At 68.0% G+C, this 24199-nt stretch carries 23 protein-coding genes and 1 pseudogene; 16 read left to right on the top strand and 8 right to left on the bottom strand.

Annotated elements, in window-relative coordinates; genetic code table 11:
- From B1964_RS15010 to B1964_RS14980, 6 genes and pseudogenes are all read left to right on the top strand, one after another.
- Window positions 1-262: pseudogene (locus B1964_RS15010) on the top strand (long-chain-acyl-CoA synthetase); the annotation flags it as partial.
- 22 nt (window positions 263-284) lie between these two features.
- The gene (gene folP / locus B1964_RS15005; RefSeq protein ID WP_079930336.1) at window positions 285-1184 is read left to right on the top strand and encodes a dihydropteroate synthase; all 900 of its coding nucleotides are present in this window, start codon (window positions 285-287) and stop codon (window positions 1182-1184) included.
- Entirely contained in the window at window positions 1181-2242 is a 1062-nt protein-coding gene (locus tag B1964_RS15000) for a glucosyl-3-phosphoglycerate synthase (protein WP_014360607.1), read from the top strand. The genes folP and B1964_RS15000 overlap by 4 nt, the downstream gene beginning before the upstream one ends.
- Window positions 2243-2346: 104 nt before the next feature.
- Window positions 2347-2802 carry a DivIVA domain-containing protein gene (locus tag B1964_RS14995; protein WP_079930335.1) on the top strand — a complete coding sequence of 152 codons (456 nt, stop codon included), beginning with the start codon at window positions 2347-2349 and terminating at the stop codon, window positions 2800-2802.
- A 171-nt stretch (window positions 2803-2973) separates the two neighbouring features.
- Window positions 2974-3141 carry a DUF3117 domain-containing protein gene (locus B1964_RS14990; RefSeq protein WP_006367626.1) on the top strand — a complete coding sequence of 56 codons (168 nt, stop codon included), beginning with the start codon at window positions 2974-2976 and terminating at the stop codon, window positions 3139-3141.
- A gap of 71 nt (window positions 3142-3212) precedes the next feature.
- Window positions 3213-4079 (top strand): putative RNA methyltransferase, encoded by an 867-nt coding sequence (locus tag B1964_RS14980; protein ID WP_346348441.1) that lies wholly within the window; start codon window positions 3213-3215, stop codon window positions 4077-4079.
- Here B1964_RS14980 and glgA read toward each other — a convergent pair.
- On the bottom strand, window positions 4069-5235 hold the full coding sequence (glgA, locus tag B1964_RS14975; RefSeq protein ID WP_205741419.1) for a glycogen synthase: 1167 nt from the start codon (window positions 5233-5235) through the stop codon (window positions 4069-4071). The two genes, B1964_RS14980 and glgA, sit on opposite strands and share 11 nt — an antisense overlap.
- A gap of 156 nt (window positions 5236-5391) precedes the next feature.
- On the opposite strand from glgA, the gene glgC reads away from it, so the two are divergent.
- Window positions 5392-6606 (top strand): glucose-1-phosphate adenylyltransferase, encoded by a 1215-nt coding sequence (gene glgC / locus B1964_RS14970; RefSeq protein ID WP_026919995.1) that lies wholly within the window; start codon window positions 5392-5394, stop codon window positions 6604-6606.
- 42 nt (window positions 6607-6648) lie between these two features.
- Here the strand turns inward: glgC and B1964_RS14965 are convergent, their stop codons facing one another.
- The 3 genes from B1964_RS14965 to cofD are packed head-to-tail and all read right to left on the bottom strand — an operon-like array spanning window position 6649 to window position 9643.
- Complete coding sequence (locus B1964_RS14965; protein ID WP_079930332.1) at window positions 6649-7218, bottom strand: NUDIX domain-containing protein; 570 nt, start codon at window positions 7216-7218, stop codon at window positions 6649-6651.
- The gene (locus B1964_RS14960) at window positions 7215-8582 is read right to left on the bottom strand and encodes a coenzyme F420-0:L-glutamate ligase (protein ID WP_014360601.1); all 1368 of its coding nucleotides are present in this window, start codon (window positions 8580-8582) and stop codon (window positions 7215-7217) included. Before B1964_RS14960 ends, B1964_RS14965 begins: the two co-directional genes overlap by 4 nt.
- Complete coding sequence (gene cofD / locus B1964_RS14955) at window positions 8579-9643, bottom strand: 2-phospho-L-lactate transferase (RefSeq protein WP_172398850.1); 1065 nt, start codon at window positions 9641-9643, stop codon at window positions 8579-8581. Before cofD ends, B1964_RS14960 begins: the two co-directional genes overlap by 4 nt.
- A gap of 722 nt (window positions 9644-10365) precedes the next feature.
- Here cofD and B1964_RS30445 point away from each other — a divergent pair.
- Entirely contained in the window at window positions 10366-10629 is a 264-nt protein-coding gene (locus B1964_RS30445) for a WhiB family transcriptional regulator (protein ID WP_170320161.1), read from the top strand.
- Window positions 10630-10747: 118 nt separating this feature from the next.
- Here B1964_RS30445 and B1964_RS14945 read toward each other — a convergent pair whose 3' ends face one another.
- A complete protein-coding gene (locus B1964_RS14945) occupies window positions 10748-11251 on the bottom strand; it encodes a metallopeptidase family protein (protein ID WP_050955222.1) in 504 nt (167 codons plus the stop codon).
- A 141-nt stretch (window positions 11252-11392) separates the two neighbouring features.
- Between B1964_RS14945 and B1964_RS14940 the strand changes: the two genes are divergently transcribed.
- From B1964_RS14940 to manA, 3 genes are all read left to right on the top strand, one after another.
- Entirely contained in the window at window positions 11393-11860 is a 468-nt protein-coding gene (locus B1964_RS14940; protein ID WP_079930329.1) for a DUF3499 domain-containing protein, read from the top strand.
- A 124-nt stretch (window positions 11861-11984) separates the two neighbouring features.
- Window positions 11985-13106, top strand: coding sequence for a hypothetical protein (locus B1964_RS14935; RefSeq protein WP_014360597.1), 1122 nt, complete (start codon window positions 11985-11987; stop codon window positions 13104-13106).
- A complete protein-coding gene (gene manA / locus B1964_RS14930) occupies window positions 13103-14350 on the top strand; it encodes a mannose-6-phosphate isomerase, class I (protein ID WP_079930328.1) in 1248 nt (415 codons plus the stop codon). The genes B1964_RS14935 and manA overlap by 4 nt, the downstream gene beginning before the upstream one ends.
- 6 nt (window positions 14351-14356) lie before the next feature.
- Here the strand turns inward: manA and eccE are convergent, their stop codons facing one another.
- Window positions 14357-16033, bottom strand: a complete 1677-nt coding sequence (eccE, locus tag B1964_RS14925; protein ID WP_079930327.1) for a type VII secretion protein EccE — start codon at window positions 16031-16033, stop codon at window positions 14357-14359.
- Between the two features lie 349 nt (window positions 16034-16382).
- On the opposite strand from eccE, the gene eccB reads away from it, so the two are divergent.
- A complete protein-coding gene (gene eccB / locus B1964_RS14920) occupies window positions 16383-17891 on the top strand; it encodes a type VII secretion protein EccB (RefSeq protein ID WP_079930326.1) in 1509 nt (502 codons plus the stop codon).
- A gap of 61 nt (window positions 17892-17952) precedes the next feature.
- Here eccB and hpxO read toward each other — a convergent pair whose 3' ends face one another.
- The gene (gene hpxO / locus B1964_RS14915; RefSeq protein ID WP_079930337.1) at window positions 17953-19134 is read right to left on the bottom strand and encodes an FAD-dependent urate hydroxylase HpxO; all 1182 of its coding nucleotides are present in this window, start codon (window positions 19132-19134) and stop codon (window positions 17953-17955) included.
- Between the two features lie 115 nt (window positions 19135-19249).
- Complete coding sequence (locus B1964_RS14910) at window positions 19250-19876, bottom strand: TetR/AcrR family transcriptional regulator (RefSeq protein WP_006367610.1); 627 nt, start codon at window positions 19874-19876, stop codon at window positions 19250-19252.
- Window positions 19877-19969: 93 nt separating this feature from the next.
- Here B1964_RS14910 and B1964_RS14905 point away from each other — a divergent pair, with 93 nt between their 5' ends.
- The 4 genes from B1964_RS14905 to nrdE all read left to right on the top strand — a co-directional run bounded on the left by B1964_RS14905 (window position 19970) and on the right by nrdE (window position 24128).
- Window positions 19970-20539: an NAD(P)H-dependent oxidoreductase gene (locus tag B1964_RS14905; protein ID WP_079930325.1), complete on the top strand. Its 570-nt coding sequence runs from the start codon at window positions 19970-19972 to the stop codon at window positions 20537-20539.
- A gap of 355 nt (window positions 20540-20894) precedes the next feature.
- Entirely contained in the window at window positions 20895-21128 is a 234-nt protein-coding gene (locus B1964_RS14900) for a redoxin NrdH (RefSeq protein WP_006367608.1), read from the top strand.
- Between the two features lie 221 nt (window positions 21129-21349).
- On the top strand, window positions 21350-21832 hold the full coding sequence (gene nrdI / locus B1964_RS14895; RefSeq protein WP_020170731.1) for a class Ib ribonucleoside-diphosphate reductase assembly flavoprotein NrdI: 483 nt from the start codon (window positions 21350-21352) through the stop codon (window positions 21830-21832).
- Between the two features lie 88 nt (window positions 21833-21920).
- Complete coding sequence (gene nrdE / locus B1964_RS14890; protein ID WP_079930324.1) at window positions 21921-24128, top strand: class 1b ribonucleoside-diphosphate reductase subunit alpha; 2208 nt, start codon at window positions 21921-21923, stop codon at window positions 24126-24128.
- The last annotated feature ends 71 nt before the right edge of the window (window positions 24129-24199 follow it).

Below are 24199 nucleotides of genomic sequence, written 5' to 3'. Positions count from 1 at the left end.
TGCGAGCTTCGACGGCAAGGAGATGGCGTCGCACCTCTACGAGGCCCTGCCGTCGTATGCGATGCCGCTGTTCATCCGGATCGTCGGTCAGCTCGAGGCCACCTCCACGTTCAAGAACCGCAAGGTCGAGCTGCGCGACGAGGGTTACGAGAAGGTCGGCGACGACCCGCTCTACGTGCTCGCCGGACGCTCCGACGGATACGTCGAGTACTACGACTCCTATCCCGACGACGTCGCAGCGGCCAAGGCACCCAAGAACTGAGTGCTTTCGTAGTCTGGTCGCCATGGACGCGCGACGTGTGAAGTACGGGGGCGAAACCCTGTGCGGCCGTCCGGTCGCCGCCGATCGGGCGCTGGTGATGGCGATCGTGAACCGCACACCCGATTCCTTCTACGACCGCGGGGCCAGTTTCACCGACGACGCGGCCAAGGAACGGGTCGAGAGCGTCGTGGCCGAGGGCGCCGACATCGTCGACATCGGCGGTGTCAAGGCCGGCCCGGGCGAGGAGGTCGACGCCGCGGGGGAAATCGCGCGGGTGGTGCCGTTCATCGCCTGGATTCGTGATCGCTACCCCGATCTGCTCATCAGCGTCGACACCTGGCGCAGCGAGGTCGCCGATCAGGCGTGTGCGGTGGGCGCCGACCTCATCAACGACACCTGGGCCGGAGCCGACCCGGGACTGGTCGAGGTGGCCGCCGCCCACCGGGCCGGGATCGTGTGTTCGCACACCGGCGGCGCGGTGGTGCGGACCCGACCGCATCGGGTCGCCTACGGCGATGCGGTCACCGACGTCGTGGCCGATGTGCTCGAAGCGGTGACGTCGGCGGCCCGTCGGGCCGAGGCCGCGGGTGTTGCCCGTGACTCGATCGTGATCGATCCGACGCATGATTTCGGCAAGAACACCCACCACGGGCTGACCTTGTTACGTCACGTAAAAGATCTTGTTAAGACAGGTTGGCCGGTGCTGATGGCGCTGAGCAACAAGGATTTTGTGGGGGAGACTCTGGGAGTGGACCTCGAACACCGGGTGGAGGGCACACTCGCGGCGACCGCTCTGAGCGCTGAACACGGCGCCCGGATCTTCCGCGTCCACGAGGTCGCCGCCACCCGCCGCGTGGTCGACATGGTCGCCGCGATAGCGGGCACACGGCCTCCAGCCAGAACAGTCAGGGGACTCGCATGACCAAGAAGGTACGTCGAACCCAGAACCGCCCACACGTCGCCGGTCGGACACCGACGGCATCCACCGGTCGGGACAAGGCCGCCATGTGGCCGGCGCCCGCAGACACCGCCGACCGGGGTTCGTGGTCGACCACCCACACCTGGGAACAACCGGACTGGACGATCGACGACCTCGTCGCCGCCAAGGACGGACGCACGGTATCGGTGGTCCTGCCCGCCCTGAACGAGGAAGAAACCGTCGCCGACGTCATCGCCACCATCCGGCCGCTGGTCGGAACACTCGTCGACGAGCTGATCGTGCTGGACTCCGGGTCCACCGACGCAACCGTCGAACGGGCGCGGGCCGCCGGCGCCGAGGTGATCAGCCGCGAGGACGCGGTCCCCGAACTCGAGCCCGTCAAGGGCAAGGGCGAGGTGCTGTGGCGCTCGATCGCCGTCGCGACCGGTGACATCATCGCCTTCGTCGACTCCGACCTGATCGACCCCGATCCGATGTTCGTGCCGAAGATGCTCGGACCCCTGCTGGTGAACCCCGACATCCAGCTGGTCAAGGGCTACTACCGCCGCCCCCTGCGCACCGGGGGCACGCAGGACGCGAACGGCGGCGGCCGCGTCACCGAACTCGTCGCACGGCCACTGCTCGCCTCGCAGAAACCCGAACTCACCGCGGTGCTCCAGCCACTCGGTGGGGAGTACGCAGGCACCCGCGAGATGCTCGCCTCGGTGCCGTTCGCGCCCGGATACGGGGTGGAGATCGGCCTGCTGATCGACACCTACGACCGGTACGGCCTCGAGGGCATCGGCCAGGTGAATCTCGGGGTGCGCACCCACCGCAACCGCCCGCTCATCGAGCTCGGCGTGATGAGCCGCCAAATCGTGGGCACCCTGATGCGCCGGTGCGGCATCGAGGATTCGGGCGTCGGGTTGACGCAGTTCACCGCGGAGCCCGACGGCACGTTCACCCCGCACACCACCGACGTCTATCTCGAGGACCGTCCGCCGATGAAGACCCTGCGCGCGGTCGACATCGCCGCCGACGACGAGGAGATCGCCTCGTAGGCCGCTCGCCTCGCCCGGCGGGCGCTCGCCTCGGGCCGTGGTGATCGCGACGTGGCACCAGGCCACGGCGGCGCGGCCGGTCACCTCTCTGACACCATGGGATCATGCAGACCCTCTTGCTGTACCTGCTGATCATGGCGGTCGTGGTGGCCGTCGTCTTCGCCGTGGTCTGGTTCGTGTTCGGTCGCGGTGAGGACCTTCCACCGGTCGACGCGACCTCGACGCTGACCCGTCTTCCGCGGAACGGGATCAACGGATACGACGTGCGCGCACTGCGATTCGCGCTCACCGTCCGCGGGTACAAGCAGAGCGAGGTCGACTGGGCGCTGGCCCGGCTCGCCGACGAGATCGACGATCTCCGCGCGCTGATCCAGCAGCTGCAGGACCGCGACGCCGCGTCGGTGCACCCGGTCGCCGCCGGCATCGGTCGTCACGAGGCGGGCACGGCGTCCGCGGGTGTCGAGGACCCACAGGGGGCCGCCTTCGAGTCCCTCCCGGAGGGCGCCGAGGCGGCTTCTGCCGACCCCACTGCCGGGTCCGTGACCGAAACGCGTGACTGACATGCGGGCGCGTGGGCATCTGCACGTCGGCGCGCCACGTATCATTGCTCTGGCGGCAACCACCGTCACCGGCCGCATGGCCGCGATCCGGGCTGCGCCGTCATGTCGGAACGATCGTCCGGCGACGGCCGGGAGCCCTCGGCGACGCGAGACTCTGAAGGGAGTTTGAGAATGGCGGCGATGAAGCCACGAACTGGAGATGGGCCACTGGAAGCGGCCAAGGAGGGACGTGGGATCGTCGTGCGCATTCCGATCGAGGGTGGTGGACGTCTGGTGGTCGAGCTGACCCCGGACGAGGCCGCGGCTCTCGGCGAAGAACTCCGCGGGGTCACCGGCTGACCGGGTCGCAGGCCCGCTCGGCGCTGACCGAGCTACTTCCCGACCTGAGGTGTCCGGTCTGCTCGGATGCCCTGGATCTCACCGCCGACCACGCCGCGCTGCGGTGCGGTCGGCGCCATTCGTTCGACATCGCCCGCCACGGCTACGTCGCGCTCCTCGACGGGCGCTCGGGTGCACTCCGTGCCGACAGTCCGGAGATGGTTGCCGCTCGACTCCGTGTGCATGATGCAGGGGTCCTGTCGCCGGTCGTCGAGGCCACCGCCACCGCTGTCGCCGATCTGTGCCCTGCCGGTCTGTGCCCCGCCGATGAGCAGTCCCCCCTGATCGTCGATCTCGGGGGCGGCCCGGGTGTGTACCTCCGTGCGTGCCTGCGCCGGGCCCCGAACGCGCGTGGGGTGGTCATCGACCTGTCCAAGGCGTGCGCCCGGGCGGCGGCGCGCGGCGAGCCGACCACCGCGAGTGTGGTCGCCGACGTGTGGCGGCAGATCCCGATGCGGTCGGGTTCGGCAGCGGTGGCGCTGTCGGTGTTCGCCCCGCGCAACATCGCCGAGACCGCGCGTGTCCTGCGCGCGGGTGGTCATCTGGTCATCGTGGCCCCCCGTCCCGATCACCTGACCGAGCTCGTGGGCCCGCTGGGCATGCTGACGGTGGGACCGGACAAGGACGATCGGATCGAGGCCGCGTTGTCACCGGCTTTCGACATCGTCGACCGGCGGGTGGTGCAGGAGAAGTGCACGGTGACCGCGCCGACGATCGCCGACCTCGTCGCCATGGGGCCCTCGGCATTTCACCACAACCGTGCGCACATCGACGAGGTGGCCGACGCCGTGGCCGGCGCTCACGGTGGCAGCCTGCAGATCACCGTCGCGGTCACCGTCACGGTGTGCCGCATTCGCGGTGACCGGCCCCATCCGTCGGGGCCGGATTTCAGCGTGTGACTGCCTGATACACCCCGAGGGTCTGCTCGGCGATCGCATCCCAGGAGAACTCCGCGGCGGCCCGCTCGCGTCCGGCCTTGCCCATCGATTCGGCGGTCGCCGGATCACGCACCACCGCATTGACGCCGTCGGCGAGGCCGCGCTCGAACGCAACCGGATCGGCGGGGTCATAGGGGACGAGGACGCCGGTGACGGCGTCGCGGACCACCTCGGGAATGCCGCCGACTGCCGAGGCCACCACTGCCGTTCCGCAGGCCATGGCCTCGAGGTTCACGATGCCCAGTGGCTCGTACACCGACGGGCAGACGAATACCGTTGCCGCGGTGAGGATCTCCCGGATGCGCGGGAGTGGAAGCATTTCCCGGACCCAATGCACGCCGTGGCGCGCGGCCGACAGCGAGGCGACCGCAGACTCGACCTCCGCACCGATCTCCGGGGTGTCCGGTGCTCCTGCGCACAGGATGAGCTGCACGTCGGGATCGAAATGGTGGGCGGCCGCGACGAGATGGGCGACGCCCTTCTGTCTCGTGATCCGGCCGACGAAAGCCGCGATCGGCCGTTCGGGGTCGACGCCGAGTGTGGTCAACGTCGAGTCCGGACCGAACGGGTCGTCGACGGCAAACCACTGCGACGTGTCGATCCCATTGCGTACCACGTGGACTCGATCGGGATCGAGGCGCGGATAGGTCTCGCATACGTCGTTGGCCATCCCGGAGCTGACCGCGATCACCGCGTCGGCGTACTCGACGGCGTTGCGTTCCACCCAGCTCGACACCCGATAGCCGCCACCGAGTTGTTCGGCCTTCCACGGCCGCATCGGTTCCAGTGAGTGTGCGGTCAATACATGTGGCACACCGTGCAACTCGGCCGCCAGATGCCCGGCGAGACCGGTGTACCAGGTGTGCGAGTGCACCAGGTCGGCACCGGCGGCACCCACCGCCATCCGCAGATCGGCGGACAGCGTTGTGATCGCCGCATTGGCGCCGTCGAGCCCCGGGTCGGGCGCGTAGACCGTCGCGGTGTCCCGCGGTTGTCCCATGCAGTGCACGTCGACCTCGATCAGTGCGCGCAGGTGTCGCACCAGCTCGGTCACGTGGACTCCGGCACCACCGTAGACCTCGGGTGGATACTCCCGTGTCATCATCGCCACCCTCATGACGACGACGCTAGTGCCCGCGCGCGCAGTTCGCCACGAAAGCGGGGCAAACTCGGCGGGAGCCGGATGTCGTCGAGGCGAGAACATCGCGAACATCAATGGATCGAGGTGTGTGTTCGTCTGGCCCGTGCACAGATTGGCGGTTAAGTTGTGAGTGTGAGATCACAGCCGCACGTGCTCGGTATCGTCCTTGCGGGCGGTGAGGGTAAACGCCTGTACCCGCTGACGATGGACCGCGCGAAACCGGCGGTCCCATTCGGTGGCGCCTACCGGCTGATCGACTTCGTCCTGTCCAATCTGGTCAACGCCGGTTACGAACGCATCTGCGTTCTGACGCAATACAAGTCGCATTCACTCGACCGCCACATCTCGCAGACCTGGTGGTCATCGGGATTCCACGGGGAGTACATCACCCCGGTGCCCGCGCAGCAGCGTCTGGGTCCGCGGTGGTACACCGGCAGCGCCGATGCGATCTTCCAGTCGATGAACCTCATCGAGGACGAACAACCGGAGTACATCGTCGTTTTCGGTGCCGACCACGTGTATCGGATGGACCCGTCGCAGATGGTCGAGGCGCATATCGACTCCGGCGCCGACGTCACCGTCGCAGGCATCCGGGTGCCGCGCGCGGAGGCCAGCGCGTTCGGGTGCATCGATGCCGACGAGTCGGGGCTGATCACCCGGTTCCTGGAGAAACCCGCCGATCCGCCGGGCACTCCCGACGACCCCGACGTCACCTTCGCCTCGATGGGCAACTACGTGTTCACCACCGAGGCGCTCGTGGAGGCGATCCGCGCCGACGCGGCCGACTCCGATTCCGATCACGACATGGGCGGCGACATCATCCCGGCCTTCGTGAACCAGCAGCGGGCGTTCGTCTACGACTTCGCCGACAACGAGGTGCCCGGTGCCACCGAACGCGACCGGGGGTACTGGCGTGATGTCGGGACGCTCGACGCGTTCTACGACGCACACATGGACCTCGTGTCGGTGCACCCGGTGTTCAACCTGTACAACCGTCGCTGGCCGATTCGCGGTGAGACACTGCATCTGCCGCCCGCGAAGTTCGTGCAGGGCGGTCACGCCCAGGATTCGGTGGTCGGCGCCGGATGCATCGTGTCGGCCGGATCGGTGAGCACCTCGGTGCTCTCGGCGAACGTGATGATCGAGGACGGTGCCGTCGTGGAGGGCAGTGTGCTGATGCCCGGCGTGCGGGTCGGCAAGGGTGCGGTGGTCCGACGCGCCATCCTCGACAAGAACGTCGTCGTCGGCGAGGGTGAACAACTCGGTACCGACCTCGAGGCCGATCGTCAGCGCTTCGCGGTCAGTGCCGGTGGTGTGGTGACCGTCGGCAAGAACATCCGCGTCTGAGCGCTCCGGGGCGCCGGTCTGCTCAGCGTTCCGGTATCTCGCTCAGGGTGCGAGGATGCTGCGTCCGAGGGCGACGAGGGTGACGATATCGGTGCCCTCGGTGTCGGCGGGCAACGCCTCGACCGGCCACCACCGCAGATCGAGTGACTCGTCGCTGATCGTGATCGGCGGCAGGCCGCCGTCCGACGTCGGTGGGGCCACCGCGACGAACCGCACGTCGAGGTGTCGCGTCGGCACGCCGAGCGAACAGGTGATCTGATGGGTGTGCAGTTGCGCGAGCCCGGCCAACTCCAGACCGTCGACGCCGGATTCCTCGCGCGCCTCACGCAGCGCGGCGTCGGCGATGGTCGCGTCGTCGGGTTCGCAGTGCCCACCGAGTTGAATCCATTTGCCCACCCGCGGATGCAGGGTCAGCAGTACGTGGTCGGCGCCGGCGTCGAAGACGATCGCCGACGCGGTCAGGTGACCGGGCGGGTAAGCGCGTAGGCAGGCCTGCGCGGCGGCGTCGAGGAAGGCGCGATAGGTGTGCCGCAGTGAGTCCTGTTCCGGCGAAGGCGCCGTCCAGTCCTCGAGCGTCGCCACCGCCGAATCGTGCAGGGATTCGGCGCTCACCGGACGATCAGCCAGTCGTCGGTGGGCGCGCTCCCGCGCAGCCCGGACTCCTGTGCCGGGTGGCCGATGGCGATGGCGCCCAACGGTTCCCAGTCCGCGGGGACCTCGAGGTGGGAGGTCACCACGGGCGCGGCGAAGATGGTCGAGCCGACCCAGCAGGAGCCGAGTCCGCGTACCGAGAGGGCGACGAGCAGGGCGGTGACGGCGCCACCTGCGGCGACGGTGAACATGGTGTGCTCGGCGGCGTTGCGACGCTCGTCGGGATAGGTGTGGGCGCCGTCGGGGATCAGAAACGGGATCACCAGTTCCGGGGCGTCGTAGAGGATGCGCCCGCGCGCGACGCGCTTCTCGATCGACTCGGCGGTCTTCTCGTCGGCGCCGAGATCGGCGCGCCAGGCCTCGCCCATCGCATCGAGCAGTCGCGTTCGGCGCGCGGCGTCGCGGACCCACACGAATCGCACCGGGTGGGTGTGGTGCGGAGCGGGTGCGGTGAGCGCGTCTGCGCATGCCGCGGTGATCGATTCCGGGTCGACCGGGGTGTCGGCGAAGGCGCGCACGGACCGCCGCGTCAGCAGTGCCTCCCGGCGGCCCTGCTCGATCGCCTCGGCGGTACCGAGGTGGAACAGGTCCTCGTCGGTGGGCCGGATCAGATCGGCCGCCCGTGACCCGTCGTCGGTGGGCTGCAATCCACGCACCACGGCCACCGGTACGCCCGCGAGTTTGCCCTTCACCAGATCGGCCGCGGCCGCGATCTCGTCGGCGACGGCGATGTCGGTGACCACCAACGGGTTTCCGTGGCTGTCGACGCCACCCTCGTAGGGATGGGTGACCGCGATCCCCGCCGCTCCGATCGCCACGTCGATCTGGCCGGTCCGCCACGCGCGGCCCATCGTGTCGGTGACGATCACCGCCACATCGATGCCCGCGGCCGCGGCGAGGGACGCGCGGAGTTCGGCGGCGCTGCGGTCGGGGTTCTCCGGCAACAGCGCGAGCGCGTCGACCGGAACATTCGACCCGTCGATGCCGGAGGCGGCCTGCACGAGGCCGAGTCGGTTCTCGGTGATCAGTGTGCGGTTGCGGCGCGCGAGTACCCGCACCGATTCCTGCACGACGAGGCGTCGGCGCAGGGCGTCGCGTTCGTCGGGGTCGGTGGGGGCGGGCACCATGCGGCCCTCGGTCTTGGAGAAGACCTTGCTGGTCACCACCAGCACGTCACCGGACGCCAACCACGGTGCGGCCGTGAGGATCTCGCTGGTGAGGTCGGTGGTCGTGTCGAATTCCGGCAACCCGGTCACCGGGCGCACCTCGATGATGCCAGGGGCGCGGTGATCGGTGATCGGAGATGCGCCGTCGCCCGTGGTCATCGATCAGCTCCGGTGGAGTCCGGTCCGGCGATCTCCGGGGTGTCGACGCCGACCAGAGCACACGCCGCGCGCACCATGTGCGCGGTGGCGATCGGGTCGGTCATCAGCAGGGGAGCGGCGCCGATGGAGATGCCCTCGACCGCGGCCTCGTCGCCGTCGGCGATGAGCCACCCGTCGAGGAGCCCGTTGCCGCTGCGCGCGCCGTAGTGTGCCGCGATCGCCTCGGCGGTGGTCTCGACCCCGATCACCGACAGACACTCGTCGGCCATGCCGCGCAGGGGCCGGTTGTCGATGACGGGACTCACGCCGACGACGCGTGCCCCGGTGGTGCGCAACGCGCTGCGTACGCCCGGCACGCTGATCACCGCGCCGATGCTCACCACCGGGTTGCTGGGGGCCAGCAGGACGACGTCGGCGTCGGCGATCGCCTCGATCACCCCTGCAGCGGCGTGCGTGTCGTCCGAACCGACCTGGGCGAAACCGAATGTCGGGATCTTGGCCCGGTGCCGAACCCACCACTCCTGGAAGTGGATCGCCACCTGGGCGCCGTCCTCGCCGCCCGGAGCGGACACCACGACGTGGGTCTCGTGGCGGTCGTCGGTGGCCGGTAACAGCCGCACACCGGGCTGCCAGCGTTTGCACAGTGCGGCGGTGACGTCGGAGAGCCGGTATCCCGCGTCGAGCATCTGGGTGCGGATGAGATGGGTGGCGAGGTCGCGATCGCCGAGCCCGAACCAGTCCGGATCGGCGCCGTAGGCGGCGAGTTCCTCCTTGGCGTGCCAGGTTTCACCCCTGCGCCCCCACCCGCGCTCGGTGTCGATGCCACCGCCGAGGGTGTACATGCAGGTGTCGAGGTCGGGGCAGATCCGTACCCCGTGCATCCACGCATCGTCACCGACGTTGACGATCGCAGTGATCTCATGGGGGCCAGGGGGAGTTGCCGACTGGTCGCCCGCCGAGTCCTCGGCGGGCGCGGGAAACGGCGTCGGCCCGAACAATTCGCGGACACCCTGCAGGAATCGAGCGCCACCGACGCCTCCGACGAGAACGGTCACCTTCACAGCGCTCCACTGTAGTGACCCGACGGCAGCGGCCCGACTCTGGTGACCCCACGACAAGCGGGTGAACCAGAACCGACGACCGACGCGCGCGACCGACACCGACCCGGGTGGCGCCGCGCCCGCGCTTCCGGTAGACCGTACGGGTCGGTGTCCGGGTGCGGCTGAGGTCGCAACCCGGACGTCCGGCCGCGCAGGCGATGTGAGATTCCTGACGAATCATCTTCCCCACGTGTCGCGACTCCGGTTTTCCTCGGCCAGTGGTATTAAGAAGATTTCTCGCTCGGCTTGACCTGAGTGGCCGCCAGCGTGTGTAATCACATCAGTGTCATTTTCGGTTCGAGATCGAGAATCACTGAGAGCTAAGTGTTTTCGATAGAATGTTCGACCGGATGTCGCTTCGGGTCGATGTGGTGCTCGCGTGGTGTGAGTGCGACTCGGAACGCCGGGCACTGGTGAAGATCGAACGACGAACAGGTGGACGGGGTGACGCGGCAGTGACGCCGTGGCGCGAGACAGCAGCAGTACAACGACTTCCCAGGCAGGAGGGGCCGACGATGGCATTCGACAACCCGATCGGCAATCCCCTTGAACCACAAGATCATTCACACATCACCGGCTCGGACGACGCGTTGTATCGCAGTCTCGGACCGGTGAACGACACGTTCCTGACCGCGCCGCAGGTCGGGGTCTTCGACGCCGAGTCCGACGCCCCGCGACGGCATTTGTCGTTGGTGCCCAACGAGTTCGACGATCTGTTCGACGCGGTGGAGGAGCAGTGGCAGGACCGGGCGCTGTGCGCCCAAACCGATCCCGAGGCGTTCTTCCCGGAGAAGGGTGGATCGACCCGCGAGGCCAAACGCATCTGCTCCGGATGTGAGGTCAAGGCGGAGTGCCTCGAATACGCGCTCGCCAATGACGAGCGGTTCGGGATCTGGGGCGGCCTCTCCGAGCGCGAGCGCCGCCGCCTCAAGCGCGGCATCATCTGAGCCGCGGCCGGCGAGCGCCGGTCATGGTGATCACCGTGCGGTGATCACCATCGGCGTCGGCCACCGAGACCGGCCACGGTGAGATCTTGACGCAGCGACGCCGTCCCGCCGTGCCGGGTCAGTCGAGTCCCCGGTCGATCGTGTCCTCGTCGACGCCGAGGTGGGTGGCGACCTGCTGCACCAGCACCTCGTGGATCAGTTCGATCAGTTCGGTGTCGCGTCGCGCGCGGCTCTCCAGTGGTCTGCGGAACAAGATGATCTTCGCGCGGGTCGGCTGCCCGTGGACGTCGACGCCCGCCGGGATGAGCCGCGCGAGCGGGATCGCGCCGTCGGCGGTCACCTCGTCGGGCCATTGGATCGTCTCCGGATCCCGCGGCAACATGCGGGGGATCTCGTCGACGGCGATGTCGAGTCCGGCGAGCTCGTCGTGCCACCGCGCATCGATCTCGGCGAACGCCTCGATGGCCACCGCGTCGAATTCGTCGGATTTGCTGCGCCAGGCGGGCACGCTCGGCGGCAACAACGGTGTCCGCAATCCACGCCCGCGGCGCTCACGGCGCCGAGGGGTACGCGCCGGCCCGGTGCGACCGGCGCGCGGTGGCCGAAAACCATCGAATCGCATGGCGCGAGTGTAGGAGGGCGCCTGCCGAATGTCTCGTGCCGGTGCCTGTCTCGTGTCGGTTGCCTGTCCGCGGTGTCGGTGTCGACGGTTCACGCGTGTCGGGATCACCGGATCGATCCGGGCCGGGCTAACCTCAATGACGTGAAGCTTCCCCGCCAGTGCTGCAGGCCCGGCTGCACCCGTTCCGCGGTGGCTACCCTGACCTTTGTCTATGCGGAGTCGACGGCCGTGATCGGACCCCTCGCCAGCTCGGCCGAACCGCATTCCTGGGATCTGTGCGACGAGCATGCGCGCCGGATCACCGTGCCCCGCGGCTGGGAGATGCTGCGCAGCGAACGGGGTTTCTCGGCGCCGTTGGCCGAGGACTACGAGCTGACCGCCCTTGCCGAGGCCGTGCGCGAGGCCAGCTCAGGAGGACGTGCCGGGCGGGTTGCCGCGGACATGTCCCATCCCGATCCGATCGAAGCGTTCGACGACATGCGTCCGGGGCGCCACCGCGCGCCCACCCGCGACGCACATCCCGCCGATCCCGGGCCGCGTGGTGGTGCCACCAAACCGCGCCCGGGCCGGCGCGGCCACCTCCGGGTCCTGCCCGACCCCGTCGACTGACCGCTCGCCTCGAGTGCCCACCGATGGCTCGTGCACTCCGGCGCACCGAACCGCCGACGGCCGCCAGTCATCGGGTCGCGCGCTGTGTGGGCGCCGTGCCGAACGGCTGACTACTGTAGGGGTCATGCGAACCGGTGCCCCCGATCTCGACGACGTCGACGACCTGATCGCGGCCGACACCGAGGGACTCCTGCACGCGGCCGCACTCGCCGGGGCGCAGGTGCGCTCGGTCGCCGAGGCCGTGCGTGAGGGTGTCGCCGAGCCGCTCTCGGAGTTGCGTCCCCGCAGTGTGGTCATCGTGTGCGCCCCGGGTGGTCCGGCCGCCGGCGCCACCGCGATGGTGTGTGCGATGCTCGCCACGCGGGTCGACGTCCCCATCGTGTGTACCTCGGCGTTGCCCGGTTGGATCGGTCCGCTCGACGTCGTCGTTCTCGCCGGTATCGATGGCGGTGACATGACTCTCGCCGACGCCGCAGCGCGGTCGTTGCGGCGTCGCGCCGAGGTCGTGATCAGTGCGCCCATCGAAGGTCCGTTACGGGATGCATTGGGGGGCAATGGGATCGACTTTTCGCCTCGGGTGGACGTCGATCCCCGGTTTCGCTTCCCCGGCTTCGTGGCAGTGTTGCTCGCGGTGTTCACCGCGCTCACCCAGGTCCGGTTCACCGGATCCGCACCCACGGTGTCCGACCTCGCCGACGCGCTCGACTCCGAGGCTGCCGCCGATCATCCCGCGCGCGAGACCTTCCACAACCAGGCCAAGATCCTCGCCGCTCGGCTCGGCGAGGGGCCGGTGATGTGGACCGGTGACTCACCCGCGACACTCGCGGTGGCCGATCGAGCCGCCGCGGTGCTCTTCGCGGTTTCTGGAAGTCGGTGCGCGACAGCCGATCTCGCCGACATTTCACGTGTCTCGCGAGACATCTGGTCGGTCGCCGAGGCCGGGTCGGCCGCCGACTCCCTGTTCTACGACCCGCAGATCGACGGGCCGCGCGGCGATGGCCCACCGCGGGTGATGGTGGCCACCACCGCCGCCCGCGAGTGGGACACGCGTCGTCGCATCGGCGCCCTGGCGTCGACGGAGGTCCTCGTCGGAGCCGACGCCGATGCGCAGGTCCCGCCCGTGGTCGGTGGTGACCCCGCCGAACCGGCCGACGCCCCCGGCGATCTCACGTCCCTGTTGGTGTTGATGTTGCGTATCGAAATGGCAGCGGTGTACCTGCGACTGATCGGAGCCGAGCAAGGATGAAGGTCATCGAGGGAGTCGTCCGCACGTATGCGTGGGGGTCGCGTACCGCGATCGCCACGCTGCGTGGCAAACCGGTACCGTCACCGCACCCCGAGGCCGAGTTGTGGTTCGGCGCTCACAGCGCCGGTCCGGCGTGCGTCGTCGAGGACGACGGGACGACGATCGGCGCCGATCTGCTCTCGGTGATCGAGTCCGATCGGACGGCCGCCCTCGGTGCGCCGACCGTCGAGCGGTTCTCCGGTCGGCTGCCGTTCTTGCTCAAGGTCCTCGCCGCCGACGAACCGCTGTCGCTGCAGGCGCATCCCTCGTCCGACCAGGCCGGTGAGGGTTTCGCGCGGGAGAACGCCCAAGGGCTCGCCCTCGACGCGCGTGACCGCAATTACCGCGATCCGTGGCACAAACCGGAGTTGGTGGTCGCGCTCACCGAGTTCGATGCTCTCGCGGGTTTCCGCGACCCGGCGGTCACCGTCGAGTTGCTGCGCGAGCTGCAGGTCAGCGAACTCGATCCGTTCCTGGGAATGCTGGTGGGCCAACCGGATTCACACGGTCTGCGCGCGTTGTTCACCACCTGGCTCACCCTGCCGGAGGCCACGATCCAACGGGTGACGCCCGCTGTGCTCTCCGCTGCGGTGCGCGTGCTCGAATCGGGTGAGAGCGGGTTCGGCGACGAACTGCGGACCCTGCTCGAACTCGGCGAGATGTATCCCAACGATCCCGGGGTGCTGGGTTCGCTCCTGCTCAACCGGGTGCGACTGCAACCCGGTGAGGGTCTGTACCTGCCGGCCGGCAACCTGCACGCCTACCTCGACGGCACCGGGGTGGAGATCATGGCCAACTCCGACAACGTGTTGCGCGGCGGGTTGACGTCCAAACACATCGACGTGCCCGAACTGTTGCGGGTCCTCGATTTCACGCCGGTCGACGTGCCCGACCTGATCCCGGCGATCCGCACCGTCGGCGCCGAACGCATCTATCTCACCCCGGCACCCGAATTCCGGCTGTCCCGTGTGGAACTCGACGGCACCGGGATGACGCAGCCGTCATCGATCAGTTTCGACATGCCGGGCCCGCAGATCCTCGCGGTGCTGTCCGGCACCATCGAGGTCCGTCCGGCCGGGGGTGCACCGCTGGCGGTGACCGCGGGCCGGGCGGCCTGGCTGACCGACGCCGATCCCGACGTGGTGGTCCGCGCGGCGTCGGCGCGTGCGGTGTTCTTCCGCGCGCTGGTGCCGATCCACGGGTGATCGGGGTTATCCGCGTCCGGCGGGCACAGGCTCGTTGCGCGCGGCCTCTCCGATCATCGCCCACTCCTCGGGTAACGCGACCATGGTCACCGTCGTCCGGACGGTCGCGGTGACCACCGAGATCTGTTGGGGCACACGCGGATTCTGGATGAGTGAGATCGTCGCGGCCGATCCGGGACGGCGCGTGCCGTCGTCGACGACGAAACGCGTGACGCCCGGCGGTGGGGGACCGGCCGGCGGGTCGATCCCGTCGTAGAGATCCACCCGGACCCCGCGGGGCGCGTTGTCGGCGAGTGCGACATGCAGCATCGGGGGATCGGCGACGGCGGCGACGAGGTGGTGCCAGCGCTGCGCGGAGGCCGTGTGGAGCACCACCGGAGCCCCGATCGCAACCGTGCGCAGGACGGTTTGGGCGATCATCGCAAACGAGCCCGAGAGGACGACCACCTCGACGCCCGGACCGACGAGCGGCAACGCGACCGCGTGACCGCTCCGATCGGCGCCGAGGAGTTGTCCGCAGCCGCCGGCGGGGAGCGCGAGGTGCTCGACGAGTCGTGCGGCACGTGCGCCTTCGGCCGCGGGTAGCGCGCGTGCGAGCCGCGAGGGCGATGCCACCGGGAGTGAGGTGGTGAACGCATCGAACTGGCGGCCGCGCAACCGCATGGTGCCGGCCGGGTCACCGCTGTTCGGGCCGCTGCCGTTCGGCCCATCGTCGGCCGGGCGACCGTCGAGACGGACCAGTGCGGCGACCCGCAGACGACCATCGGTGCCTCGTCCGAGACGCATCGTCAGCGTCGTCGCGGCGCTCGGCTGCGACCAGATGTCGGCAGCCACCCGCGGGAGTTCGTCCGGATCGACGGCGAGCGACCGCGTGGTCAGTCGGGAGCCGCGCAACCCGTCCCACTCCTCGGTCAGCTCGTCGAGCTCGTGGCCGGCGGTGAGATGGTCGGTGACCGCGGTCATCTCGGCTGCCGAGAGCGCGGTGACGGCGAGCCCGCGTTCGGTCAGCCGGCGGGCGACCCGTTTGGTGGTGATCGTCGCCGCCCGGAGTGCACCTTCGGCGCCGCCGCCACGCCGGGCGACGGCGTCGGGACAGTCCCGGGGATCGAGTCGCAGGATCACGAACACGTTCCGGTGGGCGGTGGCCGATAGTCGCCCCAGGGTCCGCAGATAGGTCGACGCCGCAGGGCCCCGACCGCGGAGTCGGGTCCCGTGGCTCACCACGTCGATCGAGGCGAGTGGGATGTCGAACGGATCGATGCACTCGGCGAGAACGTCAAGGGGGACATGCGCTTCGGCGGTCCCCGAACCGACGCCGGCCGGCGCGCCGAGCCGGGTCAGAACGGGTGTGCCGGGGCGGATCCGCAGCGCGGTGATCAGGGTGTCGCCGGCCCAGCGGGCGCCGATCGGCGCCTCGTCGACGTCGGCGACGCGTGATCCCACGACCGTTCGGGTCGGAATGTCGAACGGTGCGGGGGCGACGTCGTCGGTGCGCCGACGCAGACGCGCCCAGGCGAAGGCGCATCGGCGACCGATGCGCTGCAGGGGCGAGGTGTGCTCGCGCAACGGGATCATCATGAGTGCCGCCACCGCGGCGATCGCCAGTGCCGGCCCGCCCAGGTGGGCGCCCCTCACGGCCCAGATCATCAGACCCAGGGCCAGCAGCACCTCGACGAGCACCACGCACCGCACCGGGGATGGACCTGCGGCCCGCCGATGCGCTCGCGGCTGTGCGCCCCCCCCGTTCTGTCCGGAACCCGTCCGCCCCCGCCTGTTCGATGCCACCTGTGCCCCCTGTTCGACCTGTCTCCCCCGACATATCGGTGCACGACCGTCCCGGACGAGGTGCGCGCAAACGACGTCTGCACATCGGGCCGAGCCGATCCGCGTGTATCGGTTAGGGTACTACCCAAATCGCACAAATCGCCGCGAAGGCGGATCGGTGACTCGGTAGTCCACAGGGGGAACCGAATGGACATGGGGTGCGTCCAATCGGGTATCAACACCGTCGTGTGCGCAGGGAGGGGATCGCATGGCGCGGCAACTCACCACGAAGGCTCAGGTCAACGGCTACCGGTTTCTGCTGAGCAGACTCGAGCACGCTCTGGTCCGCCGCGACGCCCGGATGCTGCACGATCCGATGCGCTCGCAGATGCGCGCTCTGGTACTCGGAACGGTGCTGGCGCTGCTGGCGTTGGCCGGCTTCGGGATCTGGGGTCTGGTGAAACCACAGGGCAGTGTGGGCAAGTCGGCGATCCTGGTGAGCAAGAACAGCGGCGGCCTCTTCGTCGTGATCGACGAGACCTTGCATCCCGTTCTCAATCTCGCCTCGGCGCGCCTGATCGTCGGCGACGCCGCCGCTCCGACGTCGGTCAGCGACCGCAAGTTGGCGGACTATCCGCGCGGTGCGCTGCTGGGTATCCCGGGAGCGCCTGCCGGGTTACCCGGATCGGCACACCCCGGGACCTCGACGTGGAGCGTGTGCGACCGGATCGACGACCGACAACTCGCGGGCCGGCCGGATGGGCCGCATGCGGTGCGGCTGGCGGTGATCGGGGAGAGGCCGGCGCTCGGTGACCGATTCCGCACGGCCGCACCAGAAGACGCGGTACTGGCCTCCGACGGCCGTTCGACCTTCCTGCTGTATACGGTCCGGCGTGGGGACCGGCCGGTGCCCGTGCGCGCCGAGGTCGACACCGCGGACCCGGCGGTCATGCGGGCCTTCGGACTCGAGGGGGCCACGGCGCGCACGGTCAGTACCGGGTTGCTCAACTCGGTGCCGGAGGTGGCGCCGCTGCGGGTCCCCGACCTCGCTGCCGGCACGGCGGCGCCGGTGATCTCGGCGCCGGGTGTACGGATCGGGTCGGTGGTGCGCACGGTCGGGATCGACGGTGCCGCACACTATTACGCGGTGCTCGCCGGCGCGGTGCAGCCCGTCGGAGCGGCCACCGCCGAGATGTTGCGGCTCGCCGAAGACGGTGGTGCCGCGGAGGTGATGACGGTGGCACCGGCCGTCGTCAATGCGGTGCCGCACACCGCCACCGCGTTGCCGGTCGGCGAGTTTCCGTCTCGTCCACCGCATCTGGTGGACGTGCCGGCGGCCCCGACGCTGTGTACGACGTGGGCCCGAGGTGCCGACGACCCGCGTGCAACCGCGACGATGCTCCTCGGCCGCGGATTACCGATCGAGTCGTCGCAGCGACCGGTCACGTTGACCAGTGCCGATGGCAGCGGCCCCGGCATCGACGAGGTCTTCCTTCGCCCGGGGTCGGGTGAGTACCTCCGCGTCACCGGCAACGAGCCGGACAGCACCCGGTCCGAATCGCTGTTCTACCTGAATGATTCGGGCATTCGATTCGGCGTCGCGGATCTGGCCACCGGCCGGATCCTGGGTCTCGGTGACGCTCCTGCGCTCGCACCGTGGTCGGTGGTCTCACTGCTCACCCCGGGACCGACGCTGTCGCGCCACGATGCGCTCGTCGCGCATGATGCCATCGCTGCCGACCCCGCCGGCGCGCCGGTCGCCGTGCCGGCCGGTTAGGGCGCGCCGCCCGAGCAGGGTGTCCGACCGGGCCGATCGGGATCGTGGCACACCCCACTCGTCAGACCGGGGTCACCGGACCGCCCATGATGTTGCCGACGATCCCACGGATGATGTTGGTGCCGTCCTCTTCTCGCAGTTCGCGATACCACTGCGCGGTCTTCTCCGGGTCCTTGGCGTGGGTGATGTCGCAGCGTTTGCGTGCCCGCAGCACGAGTTCGCCTGCGCGCTCGGTGCGCGCCGCCTGGTAGGCGGCGAGCGCTGCGGGTACGTCGTCGGGATGGTCGCGGAACGCGTACTGCAGTGCGACGGCGTCCTCCATCGCCGAGCAACCGCCCTGTCCGATGTCGGGGGTGGTGTTGTGTGCGGCGTCGCCGAGCACCGCGACCCGGCCCTTGACCCAGGTGTGGAAGGGGTCGAGGTCGAGGATCTCGACGCGATTGGTCGCCGCCGGGTCGAGGGCGGCGATCAGCGTCTGTACGCCGGGCGCCCAGTCGGCGAACTCGGCGGCGAGAACCTTTCTGGCACTGCCCCGTTCGTACGGCGCACCCTCGGGCATCGGGACGTCGAAGAAGAAATAGAACCGGCCACCGGCCACCGGCATCACCGACACCCGGCGACCGTCGCCGACGTAGGTGGTCCACTCGGTGGCGGGCCCGATCGCCTCGTCGATCTCCACGAGTCCGTTGAAGTTCACGTATCCCGCATAGCGGCGCGTGACGGGTCCGCCCAGCACGTATTCGCGGGTCAGCGATTTGGCGCCGTCGGCGCCGATGACCAGATCCGCGGTGACAGTGGTGCCGTCGGCGAACTCGACTGTGGCACTGTGTGATCCGTCGCCACTGTCTGATCCGTCGCTCACCGAGATCATCTTCTTGCCGAAGTGGATGTCGTCGATCCCGTAGGCCTTCATCAGCATCAGTTGCAGCTCGGCGCGCGCCACCGGGTAGGGCCGCTGGCCCACCTCGTCGATGAGCGGCTGCATCGAGAAGCGGCACATGGTGTCGCCGGTCTTCGCCTCGACATAGCTCATCGTCTCGACGATGCCGCCGAGCTCGGCGACCTCCCGCTCGAGTCCGAGATGATTGAGGCATTTGACACCGTTGGACCACACCGAGATCGCCGCTCCGACCGGCTTGTTCTCGGTGACCTGCTCGTACACCTCGACCTCGATGCCGAGTTGTTTGAGCGCGATCGCCGCACTCAGTCCACCCATACCGGCCCCGATGATGACAGCCTTCACAACACTTCCTTCCCGCAGAACCACTACAGGCTAAGGGGATCGGGGCGCTCGCGCGCGTCGAGGATGCTGCCCGTCGATGGTCTCCGGGGAGAAACCGTGGCCGTCGCCGGTGTGGTCAGCGGGCGGCGCAGCCCGCCGCGAGGGTCCGCACCATGCGTTCCCATTGATCGGTGATGGTGGCGACGTCGAGTCCCACGGTGTCGGTGAGGTGTTGCACCGACGATGCCGCCAGCGGTGCCTGCACCGCGATGGCCACGGTGTGGACGTCGTCGCCGAAACCCAACTGGCGCAGCAGGATCTGCACGTGCTGGGTGGAAGCGCGCCAGACCGGATGCTTCATGAACTCGCCGCTGTCGGCGCCGGCCTCGAGGAGGATGTCGAGATGATCCACGGTCATCTTCAGCCGCGCCCGCCCGTAGGCGAGCAGGCGGTCGAGGGGTGGTGCCCCGGGGCCGAGGGGTTCGGGACCGGAGAGGTAGGCCTGCTGGAGCTCGGATTCGGAGTGGTCGAGCAGGGCGTGCATCAGCCCGGTCCGGCTGCCGAAGCGACGGAACACCGTTCCCTTGCCGACGCCTGCCGCTGCCGCGACGGCATCCATCGTCACCGCCGCGGCACCGCGGGTGTCGATGAGCGTCTGCGCTGCGGCGAGCAGTAGGCGGCGATTGCGCGCGGCGTCGGCGCGTTCGGGTTCGCCGGTGCCGGACAGGCGCAGAGACAGCGCGTTGTGCTCTGACTCGGACACGTGATGTACCTAACTCTCGACGTCATGCAGAAATATTCGGACCGTGGTCCGGTTGATTCTATCAACTGATACTCGAGTGCAGGAGGAGATGTCGTGTCCGATTCGACCGTTCATGTGGTGGCGCTGGTGGGGAGTCTGCGCAAGGACTCGATCAATCGTCGGTTGGCCTTGGCCGCTGTCGACAATGCGCCGGAAGGCGTGTCGGTGACCCTGGTCGACGGCCTCGAGCAACTGCCGTTCTACAACGAGGACCTCGATTCCGCGACCGGACCGGTGGCCGGCGATGTCGATCCCGCGGTGGCGCGGCTACGCGCGCAGGTGGGTGCGGCCGATGCGGTTCTGCTGGCCACGCCCGAATACAACGGCTCCACTCCGGCCGTACTGAAGAACGCCATCGACTGGCTGTCGCGGCCGTACGGCAATGGTGCGCTGAAGGACAAGCCGGTCGGCGTCATCGGAGCTGCGCTGGGCCGCTACGCGGGCACCTGGTCGCGTGAGGACACCCGCAAGTCGGTCGGTATCGCCGGTGGGCGCGTCGTGGAAGAAGTGGACTTCGGAATCCAGACGGTCGGACTCGACGACAGTGCGCTGCCCGCCGACGTCGTCGACGGCGTGGGTGCTGCCGTGCGCGTGCTGGCCGATCAGGTGCCCGCCCGCGTCTGACCACCACGCCACGGTTCGCGGTGACCTGCGAGCCGTGAGCAGGGGTCGTGGGGGCGCGCAAACGCGACACGCCCGGCGGCACCGCAACACGCCGGGATTCGCGATTCTGCATGCGTCGCGACCTGCGAGTTTCATGAATGTGATTCACAACTTCTTGGGGTGCTCTGAAATGTCAGGCACTAGGTGTAGTGTTCTCAACACCAGCAGGGCCGAGATGCACAGCGGCGTCAGCGGCCGCGGGTGAAGGCCAGATGCGGTGACCTGCGTCACGTTCTTCACGCTGGAAAACCGAACCGACCGCCACCCATCCGACGAGCATCTGCCGATCATCACGTGACCCGAGGAGCGTTCATCAATGGCCATCACCGTCTACACCAAGCCGGCCTGTGTGCAGTGCAATGCCACCTACAAGGCGCTCGACAAGCACGGGCTGTCCTATGAGGTCGTCGACATCAGCACCGACGACGAGGCCCGTGACTACGTGATGGCCCTGGGTTACCTGCAGGCGCCGGTGGTCGTGGTCGGCGATGACCACTGGTCGGGATTCCGTCCCGACCGCATCAAGGCGCTCGCCGCCAACGCTGCCTGAGCCCGCCGCGCTCGTTCGATCCGGAGGGGAAGTCGGGATCGAACCGCCGGCGGGTCGACGTGCAGCCACGTGCGCGGTTGTCTGCCCCGTGCGATCCACCGGGGCAGGCAACCGGACCAAGAAATTCCGCATGTGATCACGGTGTTCAACCAGATACGGCCCATGATCGGATAGCCGTTGACCGAATACGACGTTCATCAGACTCGGTAGGGGTGAGACAGATGACGGGCACCGCGCCATTGGTCGTCTACTTTTCCTCCGTGTCGGAGAACACCCATCGTTTCGTCCGCAAGCTGGGACTGCGGTCGGTACGGATTCCCGTCGCCGATCGGCTCAGCATCGAATCGTTCCGAGTCGACGAACCGTTCGTGCTCATCTGCCCGACCTACGGCGGCGGCAGGTCATCGACCGCGATCGGCGGAGGATTCGTTCCCAAGCAGGTCATCAAGTTCCTCAACAACCCCGACAACCGATCGTGGATTCGCGCGGTGATCGCCGCGGGTAACACGAACTTCGGTGAGGAGTTCTGCCTCGCCGGGGACATCATCTCGCGCAAGTGTCACGTGCCCTACCTGTATCGGTTCGAGCTGATGGGCACCGACCACGACGTCTCGCGGGTTCGGGAGGGTCTCGTCGAGTTCGCGGCGACTCCTGCCTTCGAGCGCCCGGACTTGTCCGACCCTCTCACTACAGTGACGCGGTAGTCGTTTCATCGTCGAAGCCGCACACGCCGACCCCCACCCCGATCAGTCCTTCAGCCCGTCCGCACACCCCGAAAGCACAGGAGTTCTCGTGTCGCCCACCGCATCCGTCTCCGACGTGACCACCGACACCACCACCTCGGCCAGCAAGTCGGGTGTGCACGCCTCGCCGGCGGGTCACGACCCGGGAGAGCTCGACTACCACGCCCTCAACGCGATGCTCAACCTGTACGACCGCGACGGCAAGATCCAGTTCGAGAAGGACCGCGAAGCCGCGCACCAGTACTTCCTGCAGCACGTCAACCAGAACACCGTCTTCTTCCACGACCTCGACGAGAAGCTCGATTATCTCGTCGAGGAGAACTATTACGAGCCCGAGGTCCTCGCCCGGTACGACCGCGAGTTCGTCAAGCTCCTCTTCGGGCACGCCTACGGCAAGAAGTTCCGCTTCCCGACCTTTCTCGGCGCGTTCAAGTACTACACGAGCTATACGCTCAAGACCTTCGACGGCAAGCGTTATCTCGAGCGGTTCGAGGATCGCGTCTGCATGGTCGCGCTGACGCTGGCCGACGGTGACACCGCGCTGGCCCGCAATCTCGTCGACGAGATCATGGAGGGCCGCTTCCAGCCGGCCACGCCGACCTTCCTCAACTCCGGCAAGAAGCAGCGCGGCGAGCCGGTCAGTTGCTTCCTTCTTCGTATCGAAGACAACATGGAATCCATTGGACGGTCGATCAATTCGGCTCTGCAGCTGTCCAAGCGCGGTGGTGGGGTGGCGTTGCTGCTGTCCAACATCCGTGAGCACGGTGCGCCGATCAAGAAGATCGAGAACCAGTCCTCGGGTGTCATCCCGATCATGAAGCTGCTCGAGGATTCGTTCTCCTACGCCAATCAGCTCGGTGCCCGTCAGGGGGCCGGCGCGGTGTACCTGCACGCCCACCACCCCGACATCTACCGCTTCCTCGACACCAAGCGGGAGAACGCGGATGAGAAGATCCGCATCAAGACGCTGAGCCTCGGCGTGGTGATCCCCGACATCACCTTCCAGCTCGCCAAGAACAACGACGACATGTACCTGTTCAGCCCGTATGACGTCGAGCGTGTCTACGGGGTGCCGTTCGCCGACGTCAACGTGACCGACAAATACCACGAAATGGTCGAGGACAAGCGGATTCGCAAGACCAAGATCAAGGCACGCGAGTTCTTCCAGACCCTCGCCGAGCTGCAGTTCGAGTCGGGTTACCCCTACATCATGTTCGAGGACACGGTGAACCGGGCCAATCCGATCGACGGCAAGATCACCCACTCCAACCTGTGCTCGGAGATCCTGCAGGTCTCGACGCCCTCGACGTTCAACGATGACCTGTCCTATGCGCAGGTGGGCAAGGACATCTCGTGCAACCTCGGCTCGCTCAACATCGCCAAGACCATGGACTCGCCCGACATCGGGCAGACCATCGACACCGCGATCCGTGGGCTGACCGCCGTCAGTGACCAGACCTCGATCACCTCGGTGCCGTCGATCGAGCACGGCAACAACGAGTCCCACGCGATCGGTCTCGGGCAGATGAACCTGCACGGCTACCTTGCCCGTGCGCGCATCTTCTACGGCAGCGACGAGGGCATCGACTTCACCAACATCTACTTCTACACCGTGCTCTATCATGCGTTGCGCGCATCGAATGCCATTGCGCGCGAACGGGGTAAGGCGTTCGCCGGGTTCGAGCGCTCGAAGTACGCCAGCGGTGAGTTCTTCGACAAGTACACCGATCAGGAGTGGCTGCCGAAGACCGATCGGGTGGCGGAGTTGTTCGCGCAGGCCGAGATCACCATCCCGACCCGCGACGACTGGTGTGAACTCAAGGCGGCGGTGCAGCGTGATGGAATCTACAACCAGAACCTGCAGGCGGTCCCGCCGACCGGCTCGATCAGCTACATCAATCACTCGACGAGTTCGATTCACCCTGTCGCGGCCAAGATCGAGATCCGCAAGGAAGGCAAGATCGGTCGTGTCTACTACCCGGCGCCCTACATGTCCAACGACAACCTCGAGTACTACCAGGACGCCTATGAGATCGGCTACGAGAAGATCATCGACACCTACGCCGCGGCGACCCAGCACGTCGACCAGGGCCTGAGCCTGACGCTGTTCTTCAAGGACACCGCGACCACCCGCGACGTCAACAAGGCGCAGATCTACGCGTGGCGCAAGGGAATCAAGACCCTCTACTACATCCGGTTGCGCCAGATGGCCCTCGAGGGGACCGAAGTGGAAAACTGCGTCAGCTGCATGTTGTGAGCCTCGTGCAACGATGAGTCCGACTCCCGCGATGAGCTTCGAGCAATGGATGGGGGGGGGCACCACCCCCC

Source organism: Gordonia sp. i37, assembly GCF_002043085.1.
Classification (GTDB): domain Bacteria; phylum Actinomycetota; class Actinomycetes; order Mycobacteriales; family Mycobacteriaceae; genus Gordonia; species Gordonia polyisoprenivorans.
Note: the sequence above shows the minus strand (reverse complement) of the source record. Positions and strands in the feature narration are given on the sequence as shown.